Origin of the sequence: Pararhizobium sp. PWRC1-1, assembly GCF_049897905.1 — a bacterium.
Classification (GTDB): Bacteria; Pseudomonadota; Alphaproteobacteria; order Rhizobiales; family Rhizobiaceae; genus Pararhizobium.
Map to the genome: position 1 here is coordinate 40,033 of NZ_JAFCXE010000001.1, position 12,434 is coordinate 52,466.

The 12,434-nt window shown below is 60.0% G+C and carries 11 protein-coding genes and 1 tRNA gene; 2 read left to right on the top strand and 10 right to left on the bottom strand.

The genetic code is table 11. The annotated features are described in order from the left end of the window. Window positions 1–8 precede the first annotated feature (8 nt). The 7 genes from ACP7E0_RS00225 to xylF form a co-directional block, all read right to left on the bottom strand. Complete coding sequence (locus ACP7E0_RS00225) at window positions 9–986, bottom strand: AAA family ATPase (protein WP_426122201.1); 978 nt, start codon at window positions 984–986, stop codon at window positions 9–11. 79 nt (window positions 987–1,065) lie between these two features. Next, window positions 1,066–2,682, bottom strand: coding sequence for an arylsulfatase (locus ACP7E0_RS00230; RefSeq protein ID WP_426122202.1), 1,617 nt, complete (start codon window positions 2,680–2,682; stop codon window positions 1,066–1,068). 529 nt (window positions 2,683–3,211) lie between these two features. After that, window positions 3,212–3,874: a DUF924 family protein gene (locus ACP7E0_RS00235; RefSeq protein ID WP_426122203.1), complete on the bottom strand. Its 663-nt coding sequence runs from the start codon at window positions 3,872–3,874 to the stop codon at window positions 3,212–3,214. A gap of 242 nt (window positions 3,875–4,116) precedes the next feature. Next, window positions 4,117–4,193, bottom strand: a tRNA-Arg gene (locus ACP7E0_RS00240). Window positions 4,194–4,420: 227 nt separating this feature from the next. Continuing rightward, window positions 4,421–5,206 carry a sugar ABC transporter ATP-binding protein gene (locus ACP7E0_RS00245; RefSeq protein WP_113247926.1) on the bottom strand — a complete coding sequence of 262 codons (786 nt, stop codon included), beginning with the start codon at window positions 5,204–5,206 and terminating at the stop codon, window positions 4,421–4,423. Window positions 5,207–5,220: 14 nt separating this feature from the next. After that, entirely contained in the window at window positions 5,221–6,534 is a 1,314-nt protein-coding gene (locus tag ACP7E0_RS00250) for a sugar ABC transporter permease (protein ID WP_426122205.1), read from the bottom strand. A gap of 216 nt (window positions 6,535–6,750) precedes the next feature. Beyond that, entirely contained in the window at window positions 6,751–7,791 is a 1,041-nt protein-coding gene (xylF, locus tag ACP7E0_RS00255; protein WP_426122207.1) for a D-xylose ABC transporter substrate-binding protein, read from the bottom strand. A gap of 229 nt (window positions 7,792–8,020) precedes the next feature. Between xylF and ACP7E0_RS00260 the strand changes: the two genes are divergently transcribed. Continuing rightward, a complete protein-coding gene (locus ACP7E0_RS00260; protein WP_426122209.1) occupies window positions 8,021–9,256 on the top strand; it encodes an ROK family transcriptional regulator in 1,236 nt (411 codons plus the stop codon). A gap of 56 nt (window positions 9,257–9,312) precedes the next feature. Here ACP7E0_RS00260 and iolG read toward each other — a convergent pair whose 3' ends face one another. Continuing rightward, window positions 9,313–10,302, bottom strand: a complete 990-nt coding sequence (gene iolG / locus ACP7E0_RS00265) for an inositol 2-dehydrogenase (protein ID WP_426122210.1) — start codon at window positions 10,300–10,302, stop codon at window positions 9,313–9,315. Between the two features lie 386 nt (window positions 10,303–10,688). Here iolG and ACP7E0_RS00270 point away from each other — a divergent pair, with 386 nt between their 5' ends. Then, complete coding sequence (locus tag ACP7E0_RS00270; RefSeq protein WP_426122211.1) at window positions 10,689–10,916, top strand: hypothetical protein; 228 nt, start codon at window positions 10,689–10,691, stop codon at window positions 10,914–10,916. 6 nt (window positions 10,917–10,922) lie between these two features. Here ACP7E0_RS00270 and ACP7E0_RS00275 read toward each other — a convergent pair whose 3' ends face one another. Together ACP7E0_RS00275 and ACP7E0_RS00280 are read right to left on the bottom strand one after the other, a co-directional pair. Continuing rightward, window positions 10,923–11,390 carry a hypothetical protein gene (locus tag ACP7E0_RS00275; protein ID WP_426122212.1) on the bottom strand — a complete coding sequence of 156 codons (468 nt, stop codon included), beginning with the start codon at window positions 11,388–11,390 and terminating at the stop codon, window positions 10,923–10,925. A 54-nt stretch (window positions 11,391–11,444) separates the two neighbouring features. Continuing rightward, the gene (locus ACP7E0_RS00280) at window positions 11,445–12,422 is read right to left on the bottom strand and encodes a LysR family transcriptional regulator (RefSeq protein WP_426122213.1); all 978 of its coding nucleotides are present in this window, start codon (window positions 12,420–12,422) and stop codon (window positions 11,445–11,447) included. Window positions 12,423–12,434: the final 12 nt, after the last annotated feature.

A 12,434-nucleotide genomic window follows, 5' to 3' on the forward strand; every position in this document is an offset into this window, starting at 1 on the left:
TCACGCCCTCAGGAAACCGCCACGAGTTCGATGATCCGGTCGATGACCTTGTCCGGTGTCGTGTTCGACGCATGCGCCTCGTAGGACAGGATCAGCCTGTGACGGAAGACGTCGTGGACGATCGCCTCGATGTCGTCCGGTGTGACGTAGTCGCGGCCTTTGAGCCAGGCATAGGAGCGCGACACTTTGTCGAGCCCGATCACACCGCGCGGACTGACGCCGACCTGAAGAAGCTTGGCAAGGTCCTTGTCGTAGCGTTCCGGATAGCGCGTGGCGAAGACCAGGGCGACGATATATTTTTCGACAGGCTCCGACACGGTCACAGTGCCAATCTCGCTTCGGGCATCGAAGACCGCCTGCGGATCCAGCCTTTCGGCGGTGGTGGACTTGGCTTTTTGCTCGGCGGCGTTTTCCTCGCTGCGCACCAGCCGCATGATGGCGGCCTCGGAGGCTTCGTCGGGATAGCCGACCTCGACATGCATCAGGAAACGGTCGAGCTGTGCTTCCGGCAGCGGATAGGTGCCTTCCTGCTCGATCGGGTTCTGCGTCGCCATCACCATGAACAGTTCCGGCAGCGGATAGCTTTTGCCGCCGACGGTGACCTGCCGCTCCTCCATGGCTTCGAGAAGTGCCGACTGCACCTTGGCGGGTGCGCGGTTGATTTCATCGGCGAGGATCAGGTTGGCGAAAATCGGCCCCTGCTGGAACTTGAATTCACCCTTGCCACCTTCGCTGAAGTAGATTTCCGAGCCGGTGATATCGGCCGGAAGCAGATCAGGGGTGAACTGAACGCGCGACAGTTCCGCAGTCAGATTTTTTGCCAGGCTCTTGATTGCCCTGGTCTTTGCCAGACCCGGAAGGCCTTCGACCAACAGGTGGCCATTGGCTAGCAGGCCGAGCAAGAGGCGCTCGACCATTTCCTCTTGGCCGATGATGGATTGGCCGATCCTCTTACCGAGCGCCAGAATATCGTCGCGTGCCGTCATGCCGAACTCCGTTCATGTGAACCGGACGCACGGGTGAAGGTGCGTCCGGATGTCATTGTCATAGGAGCGGTGACCGGAATTACTTCTCTATACCGCGGTCCTTGAAGGACTGGTCGATCGCCTTGTCCACCTGTTCGCGTACGCCCTCGATATTGAAACTGGCGACACGCTGGCTCGGCGGGTACTTCACGAAGGTTTCGAGGAAGGCAGCACCATGGAGCTGGCCCTTCACGAGTAGGAAATCGTTGCGCACCAGCCAGTCGTTGTACTGATCGGAGACTGTATCAGCCCGCTCATAAGGGTCCATGCGCAGATTGAACAGCTTGGGAAGACGAAGGGTGACCAAGGGGTCCTGCCAAACGCCGAACCCGCCAGGTGTGCGTTGTTCGTGGAAGACGACTTTCCAGTCATCAAACCTGGTTGCGACGAGGTTCCCGTCATCATCGAAATAGTAGAACTGGTTGCGCGCACTCTTGTCAGTCTTACCAGTGATGTAGTCGAGCTGGTTGTAGCCATCGAGATGGTTCTTGAAGCTTGTTGCACTTCCTTCGGGCTTCCAGCCGCTGAGAAGACGGCTCTTCACATCAGGATCGCCGGCAGCGGCAACCAGTGTTGGGAACCAGTCAAGACCGGAGACCATGCCGGTGGAAACTTGTCCCGGCTTCACATGGCCGGGCCAGCGGACCAGGGCCGGAACGCGGAACGCACCTTCCCAGTTGGTGTCCTTTTCGGAGCGGAACGGGGTTGTTGCAGCATCCGGCCAGGAGAACTGGTTCGGGCCGTTGTCGGTTGCGTAGACGACGATGGTGTTGTCGGCAATGCCGAGTTCATCGAGCTTGTTCAGGAGTTTGCCGACGTCCTGGTCGTGCTCCCACATCCCGTCGCCATATTCGTTGCCTGTCATCCCGCTCTTGCCCCTGTATTCCGGGCGGACATGGGTGAACAAATGCATGCGTGTCGTGTTCATCCACGTGAAGAAGGGCTTCTTCGCTTTCGCCTGTCGGTCGATGAAGTCGATCGCGGCGGCCGTCGTCTCGTCGTCGATGGTCTCCATGCGCTTGACCGTCAGCGGACCGGTGTCTTCGACCTTGCCATCCGCTGATGCCTTAATTACGCCGCGCGGAGAGTAGGCTTTGAGGAATTCCTCGTCACCTGCCGGCCAGTTAGCAGCTTCCGGTTTTTCCTCCGCATTCAGATGGTAAAGGTTGCCGAAGAACTCGTCGAAGCCATGCTTGGTCGGCAGATATTCGTCCTTGTCACCGAGGTGGTTCTTGCCGAACTGTCCTGTCGCATATCCCAGCGGCTTCAGCGCTTGGGCGATAGTCATGTCGCCGGCCTGCAGGCCCACGGGCGCACCCGGCGCTCCGACCTTGCAGAGGCCCGTGCGCAGGCACACCTGACCCGTAATAAAGGTCGAGCGTCCGGCCGTGCAGCTGTTCTCGGCATAATAGTCCGTGAACATCATACCTTCCGTGGCGATGCGGTCGATATTCGGTGTCTTGTAACCGATAACGCCCATCGAGTAGGCCGAGATATTGGTCTGGCCGATGTCGTCGCCGAAGATGACGAGAATGTTCGGTTTGGCCGCCGTGGCGTCCTGCGCCACTGCTGGGGAGCTGGCAAATGGCACGGCCGTCAGCGTCATCGCAACCGCGGCGGTAGCGCCAAGCAGTCGGCGCGAAAGGGTGGTACTCATGTCGGCGTTCTCCTCATGCGGCGGGTAAAGTCATTGCACATTACGCTCTCCTTCTGGTCGGACAGGCCGGAATCCGCCCTGACGTGGATGTCGCTTTGACGGCGCGAGTTTGCCGGAAAAACGCATGGACGGAAGTACGTTACGGTAACAAGGCGGGAATTCTGATGTAACAGGCTCGTAAAATCGTGCGTTTGCTGCACCCGGATGGTCAAAGTGAAACGCCTGAAACTGGCCATGAAGCCCCATGCGATGCGAGCATGCTAAAAGAGCGGGCGGTCATAGGAAACGCTAATGTAACGCGGTAGGCGAACTCGACAGAACAGCCATGCAATCTGGTGGTAAGGCCTGCGAGGAGTCGCTCTGGAATACGGTGCACCGGGCAGGATGAAACTGGGTACCGCTACATCATTGAAGGGCTTTATAATTTCTGGGCGGCGATTCTGTCGTTGCCAGTCCCAGTGAGTCGATAATCGAGACCGGTCGGCATTCGGCGGCCAAAAAAGTATGGGTCGGGCGAGGGCGATGGCTATCACGCGTCCTGGGACGGAATTCCAAGCTTCGTGGTGTGCGGAAAATCGCCCGTGGCGATGTAGTCCAGTTCCTCATTGGTGCTGTTGCGCCCGAGAACAGCATTGCGGTGGGGGTGACGGCCGAAGCGGGCGATCACCGCGCGGTGCATGCGTGGCTGTCCTGCACCAAACTCGTAAGCCTGCCGCAGGTGCGGTGGCGCCTCGTCGATGAGGCGGTCGGCGATAGCGATGGCGATGTCGAGGTTGGCGAGATGGTCGGCCGGATCGGCGCATTCGCAGTGTTCCAGCGGGATCTTGAAGGCGGCCTTTTGCCAGACATTCTCCAGCGCGTCGAAATGGCCGTTCTCCAGCCCTTGAAGGCAAAGGTCGCGAGCTCTCTCGTCATATGCATAGGCGCGGGGTGTGCCTGCCCAGACCGACCGGGTGAACTGATCGAAGACCAGAGTCAGAGCCAGTCGCCCCATGGGCGTGGCTGCCCAATGATCCAGATCACCCGCGGCGGCGCGTGTCGTGAGATCGGAGAACCGCATGATCACCTCCTCATGGGCTCCGCCTCGCATACGCCAGTTCCACAGACGCATATGCTCTTCTGCCGTCGGCGCATCGCCATCGGGGAACCAGAAGACGACGATGTCTTCGGGGATATAGTCCTCTGTGTTCATGGGCGTGCCGTTCCCTTCTTCCGGGGCAATCAAAGACACGTTGAACCCCTCACCGGAATATTGTCGGGCGCTTAGTGCGCGAGTATGGCGGATGCGCACCGGAATTACCATCACTGCTACGCCCGCCGAACCGCTGCCGCCTTCTGGCTCTGGCATGGCGATGAGGGGTCATCCCCGGCAGGATTCGCTCAGCGTCCGCTTCGGGCCTTGGTGCCCAGCTTTATTCTGGTTTGGTGGAATTTTGGTGCACCCGACTGGATTCGAACCAGTGACCCCTGCCTTCGGAGGGCAGTACTCTATCCAGCTGAGCTACGGGTGCATCCGCGACGGCAAGGCGTCGAAGCAGGCTGTGACCGGTTCATAGCCTAGGACAGGCGGCGCATCAATGGTGAAAGCGACCCGGTGGAAGGAAATTCCCGTTCCTTGACAGCCATCCGGTACACCGTTGTTGGCAGGGTCCAAGAGTGGGCACCCGGCGCGATGAGCGGACACAAAAAATGCCGCGCTCCGGGAGCGCGGCATCGGATATTTCAGGCCTCCGGCAGGTCAAGCCGTCTGCATGGCGCCTGGGCCGGGGATGGCCTTGGGCGGGACCTTGCCGAGGATGATCATGCCCAGCACTTCGTCCTTGGTGACATCCTCGGTGCGGGCATGGCCGACCACCTGGCCGTTCTTCATCACCGAGACGCGGTCGGCGAGGTCGAAGACATCGTGGATGTCGTGGCTGATCAGGAAGATGCCGATGCCTTCGCGCTTCAGCTGCTTGATCAGTTCGCCGACCTGTGCGGTTTCCTGGGGGCCGAGCGCTGCCGTCGGCTCGTCCATGATCAGGATGCGGGCATCGAACAGGATGGCGCGGGCGATGGCGACCGACTGGCGCTGGCCGCCCGAAAGCGCTTTCACCGGTTCCTTGAAACGGCGGAAGTTCGGGTTTAGCCGTCCCATGACTTCACGGGCCTTGGCTTCCATCGCCACGTCGTCGAGCGTGCCCCAGGGGGTGCGCAGTTCGCGGCCGAGATAGAGGTTGGCTGCCGCATCGACATTGTCTGCGACGGCGAGCGTCTGGTAGATCGTCTCGATACCGTAACCCTTGGCGTCGCGCGGATTGTTGATCTGCACCGGTTCGCCGTTGATCAGGATTTCGCCGGCATCGCGCTTGTAGGCGCCCGACAGGATCTTGATCAGCGTCGACTTGCCGGCGCCGTTATGGCCAAGCAATGCGACGACTTCGCCGGGGTACAGATCGACCGAGGCATTGTCGACGGCGTGGATGCCGCCGAAGGAGATGGAAATGTTCTTCATTTCCACCAGCGGAGTGCGTTGTTCCGTCATTGTTCGAACTCCTCTTACTTGGCTCGGCCGCGATAAACGGTATCCAGCCAGACGGCCATGACCAGCACGATGCCGATGACGATGTTTTGCAGCGGTGTGTCGATGCGCAGCAGCACCATGCCGGACTGCAGTGATTGCATGACGATGGCGCCGAGAACCGCCCCGGAGATCGTGCCCATGCCGCCGGCAAGCGATGTGCCACCGATGACGGCGGCGGCGATCGTGTACAGCTCGTCGAGCGTACCTTGCCCATTCGTTGCCGCGTTCAGACGGGCCGTCGAGATGGCGGCAGCGATGGCGCAGAGCGCGCCCATCAGCGCAAAGATGCGCACCGTCACCCAGCGGGTCTTGATGCCGGCGAGTTCGGCTGCTTCCGGATTGCCGCCGATGGCAAAGACGTAGCGGCCAAAGCGGGTGCGTGTGGTGAGGAAGCTCATGGCGATGGCGATGCCGACAGCCATCAGCACCGGAATGGCGATGCCGAGTGGGATCTGCAAGCCACCTTCAGGCCAGGGAATGTTGTTGGCCTCGGCATATTTCTTGGCTAGGTTAACTGGCATGTAATAGCTGTTGAGCACCCAGACGGCGACCAGCACCATGACGCAGCCGACCGTGGAGAGGAAACATTCCGCCCACATCGGGCGTAGCGGAAAGCCGAAGCGCTTGCGTTGCTTGCGAGAGTTGATGATCGACGCGACTATGACGAGGCAGGCGATAATCCCGACGACCCAGCTTGCAGTCGCCCCGATCGACCCCTCCGCGCCGCCGCCCATCAGGCGAAACGTCGAGTCCATGGGGGCGACCGTTGCGCCGCTGAGGAGCAGGAAGGCTCCCGCGCGCCAAATCAGAAGGCCACCCAGCGTGACGATGAAGGCCGGCACATTGAGAAAAGCGATAATCATGCCTTGGAACGCGCCGATAGCGGTTCCGAGCGCGATGCCGACCGTGAGTGCGATGATCCAGGTGAAGGGGTTATCGAAGCCGATCAGCGGCGGCAGTACCAGAGCCTGTATGATCCCCATGATCATGCCAACAAAGCCGAGGATCGAGCCGACCGAGAGGTCGATGTTGCGGGTGACGATGACCAGCACCATGCCCGTTGCCATGACCGAAACCGAGGCGGCCTGAACCGTAAGGTTCCACAGATTGCGCGGTGTCAGGAAAAGCCCGCCGGTAAAATATTGAAAGCCGAGCCAGATACACAGCAGGGCTGCGATCATCCCGAGAAGCCGGGTATCGATCTCGGTCGCCTGCAGGAACCGCTGCAAGGCTGTTCCCTGTGTCTGGCGCACGCTGCTGGAAGGCGTGGCAATGGTGGTGTTTGCCATTTCCGGATTACTCCCCCTTTATTCTGTCTTTACAGCGCCGCGCGTCATTCATGACGCGCAAAGGTCGCTGTAACGCTTTAAACTTGCTGCATAACTCCTCAAATCGATCCCGATTGAAGGAGTTATGCAGCAAAGTCCCGCGCATCGGAGAAGCGCCGCAACGTGGTCGCTGCGGCGCTCGTGACGGGACTTTATCTGCCCATGTTCAGGATCGGATCAGTTGCAGACCGCAACGGTTCCGGCCTTCACGCCCTGGCAGGTTTCTTCCTTGGAAATCCAGCCGGCGTCGATGACGACGTTCAGGTTGTCCTTGGTGATCGGTTGCGGCGCGATGAAGAACGACTGCATTTCGACGCCCTTCGGGCCGCCGGCAAACTTGACCGTGCCGGGGATCGCATCCATGGAGGCACCGCCGGCAAGCGCTACGGCGATTTCGCCGGCCTTCTTGCCGAGTTCGCGGCTATCCTTCCAGACGGATACGGTCTGGGTGCCGAGAGCGACGCGGTTCAGAGCGGCCTTGTCGCCGTCCTGGCCCGAAACTGGGACCGAGCCTGCGAGACCCTGGGCTTCGAGAGCTGCGACAACACCGCCGGCCATGCCGTCGTTCGACGAAACGACGCCGTCGACCTTGTTGTCGTTGGCGGTCAGGAACTGCTCCATGTTCTTCTGAGCGTTTTCCGGCTTCCAGCCATCGGTATAGGCTTCGCCGACATTCTTGACCTTGCCGGCGTCCATGGCGGCTTTCAGCACTTCCATCTGCCCGGAAAACAGGAAGTCTGCGTTCGGATCGGTCGAGGCGCCCTTGATGAACACGTAGTTGCCTTCCGGCTTCACCTTGAACACTTCGGCGGCCTGCATGCGGCCGACTTCCTTGTTGTCGAAGGTGATGTAGTAGGCGGCCGGATTTTCGATCAGGCGGTCGTAACCGACGACCGGAATGCCTTCGGCGGCGGCCTTTTCGATCGCCGGGCCGATGGCCTCCGAATCCTGTGCCAGAACGATGAGGGCGTTGGCGCCCTGTGCGATGAGCGATTCGATGTCGGTCAGCTGCTTTGCGGCGGATGCCTGAGCGTCAGCCTGGATGTACTTGTCGCCGGATGCTTCGAGAGCAGCCTTGATGGCGGCTTCGTCGGTTTTCCAGCGCTCTTCCTGTTTGTTCGACCAAGAAACGCCGACCACGAGGTCCTTGGCGTGCGCGACGGAATGCAAGGATGCGATGATGGCAACACCGGCCATCAGTTTCAAAACTGATTTCATGAAGTCCTCCCAAGTGACCGCTGACCGTCCGTGCGAACCTCCCGCACGGCCCCCGGCCAGCAAATTTGCCTGCCGCAAACCCAAAAGAGTTTTTTCTCGACAGTCGAGAAAATAGATGTCAGAGTTTTTCGGGGCTGTCAACAATGCTTTGGGCAAGGCCGTTTGACATCGGGCAGATGCTTTGGGAGGAGCATGTGTTTGTGGAATTCGTGAATCACAGGGATGCGCAATGCTGAGCAAATCGAGCACCGAGCTGGTGCGTCAGCAAAACAGCGCGCTCGTGCTTGCGACCTTGCGGCGCCTTGGGCCGCTCTCTCATACCGACATATCCGAACATACCGGTTTGGCGTCTGCGACGGTTTCGGCGATCACTGCCGAACTGGAGCGGGCAGGGGTCATCGAGAAGGCGGAACAGCAGGCGCCTTCGGGACGCGGACGGCCGCGCGTGCTGTTTGCGCAGCGGCGCGACAGCGGCTTTTTGATCGCCGTGCGGATCTCGTCGGATATCGTACAGTATTCGCTGGTTGATTATTCCGGACGGTTGATCGACCGTTTCGAGGAACCGCGCCATCACAAGGTCGTGGGAACGCAGCCATTTGCCGAGGGGTTCCTGGATGCGCTGGCCCGCCTCATTCACCGCTCGCAGCTGGACAAGGCGCAGATCCTTGCCGTCTCGATCTCCAGCAAGGGCACCGTCGATGCCGATGGCAAGCGGCTGTTGTGGTCGCCGGTCTTTGGCGGTGAGCAGATCGATTTCGTCGCATTGCTGCAGCCGGACTGGCGGGCTAAAGTCACGCTGAACAACGAGACCTTGCTGGTCGCGCAGGCGCTGGGCATGAAGGCGGATGCAAGCCATCCCGGTTCTTTCCGCGCGCTTGCCGCTCTGTCGCTTGGCCACAGCATCGGGCTTGGCGTTGCCCGCAAAGATAGGTTCGGCGAGCTGGAGGTGACGGCTCCCAATTTCGGCCATATGCTGCATGCTGCCAATGGCTGCCTGTGCCGGTGCGGCTCCTTCGGCTGCATCGAGGCATCGGCGGGGTTCTATGGAATTCTGCGCACCGCCTTTGAAGTGCCGCCCGATACGATCCCGGCCAAGTTCGTGCCGCTGGCGGAAATGGACAAGATCGCCGCAAGTGCGCGTCAGGGAAACCGCATGGCGGGTTATGCTTTCCGTCAGGCCGGCATTGCGCTCGGCAACGGCCTTTCCCGGCTGCTCAGCCTCTACGACCGTATGCCCATCTCCATCACCGGGCCGGGAACGCGTTACTTCGATCTTTTGCAGCGCGGTATCGACGAAGGGCTGGAGCAATCGCATGAGGTCCGTCTGCAGGGGCGGCCGGAGATTTCGGTGATCTTCGATGAACAGAGACTGGTTTTTGATGGTCATCTGGATCGGGCCTTGACCGATATGGATCATGACATCGCTGCCTTCCGGCCGCTGCCGCCGTCGGTAGACCAAGCCTGATGTAAGAGAAGGCCGGGCGAACCCGGCCTTTCTTCGTTGTGCTTATCGGTTAAGCATCAGACGCGGATTTGGCGCTTTTCAGCGACGGATTTGACTGCCGCGTCGGCCAGGGCCAGCGCTGCGAGACCGTCGGCGCCTGAAGGGGTGATCTTCGTGCCCTTTTCGATCGCGGAAATGAAGCCGGCGATTTCGTTGGCATAGGCTTCGGTGTAGCGGGTCATGAAGAAATCATGCAGCGGCGGACGGGTATAGCCATCGCCATTGGCGATCTCGATTGAGACGGCGCGCTGGTTTTCGGCCGAGACCACGCCCTTCGAGCCGTGCACTTCGATGCGCTGGTCATAGCCATAGGTGGCGCGGCGCGAGTTGGAGATGATCGCCTGCTTGCCGGATGCGGTCTCCAGAATGACCGAGACGCTGTCATAGTCGCCAGCCTTGCCGATTTCCGGATCGACGAGAACGGCGGCATGAGCCGTGACGACAACCGGCTCTTCGCCGAGCAGGAAGCGGGCCATGTCGAAATCATGGATGGTCATGTCGCGGAAGATGCCGCCGGAACGCTTGATATAGTCCACCGGCGGGGCGCCGGGGTCGCGCGAAATGATCGTCACCATTTCGACATCGCCGATCTTGCAGTCGTCGATCGCCTTGCGGACAGCCATGAAATGCGGGTCGAAACGGCGGTTGAAGCCGACCATCAGCTTGCCCTTGGTCTCTTCGACAACTTTCATGCATTCGCGCACACGGCCGACGTCGAGATCGATCGGCTTTTCGCAGAAGATGGCCTTGCCGGCGCGCGCAAAACGCTCGATCAGGTCGGCATGGGTATCCGTCGGGGTGCAGATGACGATGGCGTCGATATCCGCTGATTTTTCGATCTCTTCGATCGTGCGCACAGCGCAGCCATATTGCTTGGCGATCGCGTTGGCTGCCTCGGGAAAGGCGTCTGCGACGGCGACCAAGACGGCATCCGGGTTGGCGCTGACAGCTTTTGCGTGAACCTTGCCGATACGGCCGGCACCAAGAAGACCAAATCTGACGGTCATGTTCATCTCTTTTTGACGAGCGGCAAAGCGCCGCGAAGGGACGGGGTGATGACGCTCACTCCGGACAGGCGTTGCGGAAGACAGGTCCGCGCTGATGCTATCAAGATTGGTTTCAGGCGTCTGCCGGTCGCACGTTGCGGGCAGGCGCAATCTCTCTCCCTGTTTGCTTTCATGCCGATAAGCGTGCCGTATATCTCCTCCGGCACATGTGAAAATCGGAATAAAAACGTAACAACATTAATTTTCAGAATATTTATTCTATTTCGAGCCGTGCCGTCAAGCTGTTAAAGCCTTCAGCCCCTTGCGGCAAATGTCCTTTTGGACATAAAGCTGTGGTCTTTGTTGCGAGGCCCGCATCGCCGGGCAAATCCCCAAGGACAGTTTGCATGATAAAGCTCATCGATCCGGATCATCCGTTCTACAGGCCGCTTTGGGTTCGGCTTCTGATCGTGCTTCTGTGTTCTGCGTGGACTGCCGTCGAGTTCTGGAACGGAGCGAATACCTGGGGGATGATCTTCCTTGCTGTGTCTGCCTATACCGCCTGCGTCTTGATCATCTTCTTCAAGCCGAAGACCGAGGTTGCCGAAGAGGCAAAGACCGACGACCCGGCCTGATCATCATCATCGCCGCTGCATCAGGCGCAACCGCCGTTGTGCCTCGTCGATCAACATGTTGGCGATCTTCATACGGATGGTCGCGTTGCTGCGAAACTCCGGGTGATGCAAGTCAGGATGGTTTTCGGCGGCAAAGCGGCGGCGTTTGTCTGTCAGTGTCTTCAGGGTTTCGATCTCCGTCAGCGCCAGATCGGCGGCGATCTGCTCGGGGAGGATACGGGCAAGGTGCTTTGGCATGACGGGTTTTGGCTGGGGTTTCGGCGGTGCCAGCATCTCGTCGCTGGCCGTGTCGAAATAAGCGCGCTGAACCGCGCCGCTGTCGGCAATGCGGGATGCAGCAAGATTGCCGACGAAACCGCCGTTAAGCCCGCGGATATTGGCGTGCGCCACCCGCTCATCCTCAGACGCGCCTTCCCCGTCTTCCTCTGCCTTCAACCGCTCCAGAACCGACTGGAACACCGACATTCCAAACATGCGTTTCGCCCCGTTTCGCCGGCTTTAGAGCATGCCAGGGTTTTGCGGACCTGATCAGGCGGAGCTCTGCTTCAGGATCAGGTCGTAGAGAAGCTTGGCGCTCGGCGGTAGCGCCCGGCCGCGCGCAGTGATCAGGCTGTAGGGCCTGATCTTGATGTCGAAGTCTGTCGGAAGAACGCGGATTTCGGCGGCCTGGCTGCCACTTCCGGCGATCAACGTGGCCACGTCGCGGGCAACGGGAGCCACGGCATTGGTGTGGCGGACGATGGAAACCGTCAATATTGTGGACGACGTGTTGATGATGGTCGCGGGCAGGGGCGTACCGGCCGACAGAAAGCTGTCCTCGACCGCACGCCGCAGCAGCGTTCCTGATGGCTGGAAGACCCAGTCGTACCCGGGCAGATCAGCTGAGCTAACGATGTCCTTGTCGAGCAGCGGATGACCCGCCCGGACGATCAGGCAGACGTCTTCCTCTCCGAGTTCAATCAGATTGAACTGTCGCGGGTCCATGTCGTCTGGTATCCGGCCAATGACGAAGTCGTGTCGGGCTGCCAACAGTTCTCGCACCAACACATTGCTGTTTTCGATCTGGATATTGATTTCGATGCCGGGATAGGCGGTCGAAACCTGCCGGATGGCAGGAACGGCAAGATTGAGGGCCGGGCCTGTGACGGAACCCAGCGAGACCGAGCCGCCGCTTCCTGTCTTCAGTTCGTTGATCTCGCGCGTCGTCTCCCGCAGTTCCAGGAAAATGGTGCGGGCGCGCCGTGCCAGTGCCCGGCCATATTGCGTCAACTCGACGCCACGGGCGACCCGGGCACAGAGCGGCGCCTTCAGAATGGTCTCGATCTCGCCCAGCATGCGTGAAGCGGCTGGCTGCGAAATATTGAGGGAATCGGCGGCCGCACTGATCTGGCCATGCTCTTCGATGGCCAGAATCAGCTGCAAATGACTCATTTTTAAGCCTAAGCGAAAAATTCCGCGTTCCGAATAATCCAAAGCTGTGGACGAGAGTGGCGCCGGATCGTCCATATTTTACCCACC

Excerpts from the sequence above, each read along its gene's own strand:
- ACP7E0_RS00225 (WP_426122201.1), bottom strand. The coding sequence starts at position 986 with ATGACGGCACGCGACGATATTCTGGCGCTCGGTAAGAGGATCGGCCAA.
- ACP7E0_RS00230 (WP_426122202.1), bottom strand. The coding sequence starts at position 2,682 with ATGAGTACCACCCTTTCGCGCCGACTGCTTGGCGCTACCGCCGCGGTT.
- ACP7E0_RS00235 (WP_426122203.1), bottom strand. The coding sequence starts at position 3,874 with ATGAACACAGAGGACTATATCCCCGAAGACATCGTCGTCTTCTGGTTC.
- ACP7E0_RS00245 (WP_113247926.1), bottom strand. The coding sequence starts at position 5,206 with ATGACGGAACAACGCACTCCGCTGGTGGAAATGAAGAACATTTCCATC.
- ACP7E0_RS00250 (WP_426122205.1), bottom strand. The coding sequence starts at position 6,534 with ATGGCAAACACCACCATTGCCACGCCTTCCAGCAGCGTGCGCCAGACA.
- xylF (WP_426122207.1), bottom strand. The coding sequence starts at position 7,791 with ATGAAATCAGTTTTGAAACTGATGGCCGGTGTTGCCATCATCGCATCC.
- ACP7E0_RS00260 (WP_426122209.1), top strand. The coding sequence starts at position 8,021 with ATGCTGAGCAAATCGAGCACCGAGCTGGTGCGTCAGCAAAACAGCGCG.
- iolG (WP_426122210.1), bottom strand. The coding sequence starts at position 10,302 with ATGACCGTCAGATTTGGTCTTCTTGGTGCCGGCCGTATCGGCAAGGTT.
- ACP7E0_RS00270 (WP_426122211.1), top strand. The coding sequence starts at position 10,689 with ATGATAAAGCTCATCGATCCGGATCATCCGTTCTACAGGCCGCTTTGG.
- ACP7E0_RS00275 (WP_426122212.1), bottom strand. The coding sequence starts at position 11,390 with ATGTTTGGAATGTCGGTGTTCCAGTCGGTTCTGGAGCGGTTGAAGGCA.
- ACP7E0_RS00280 (WP_426122213.1), bottom strand. The coding sequence starts at position 12,422 with ATGGACGATCCGGCGCCACTCTCGTCCACAGCTTTGGATTATTCGGAA.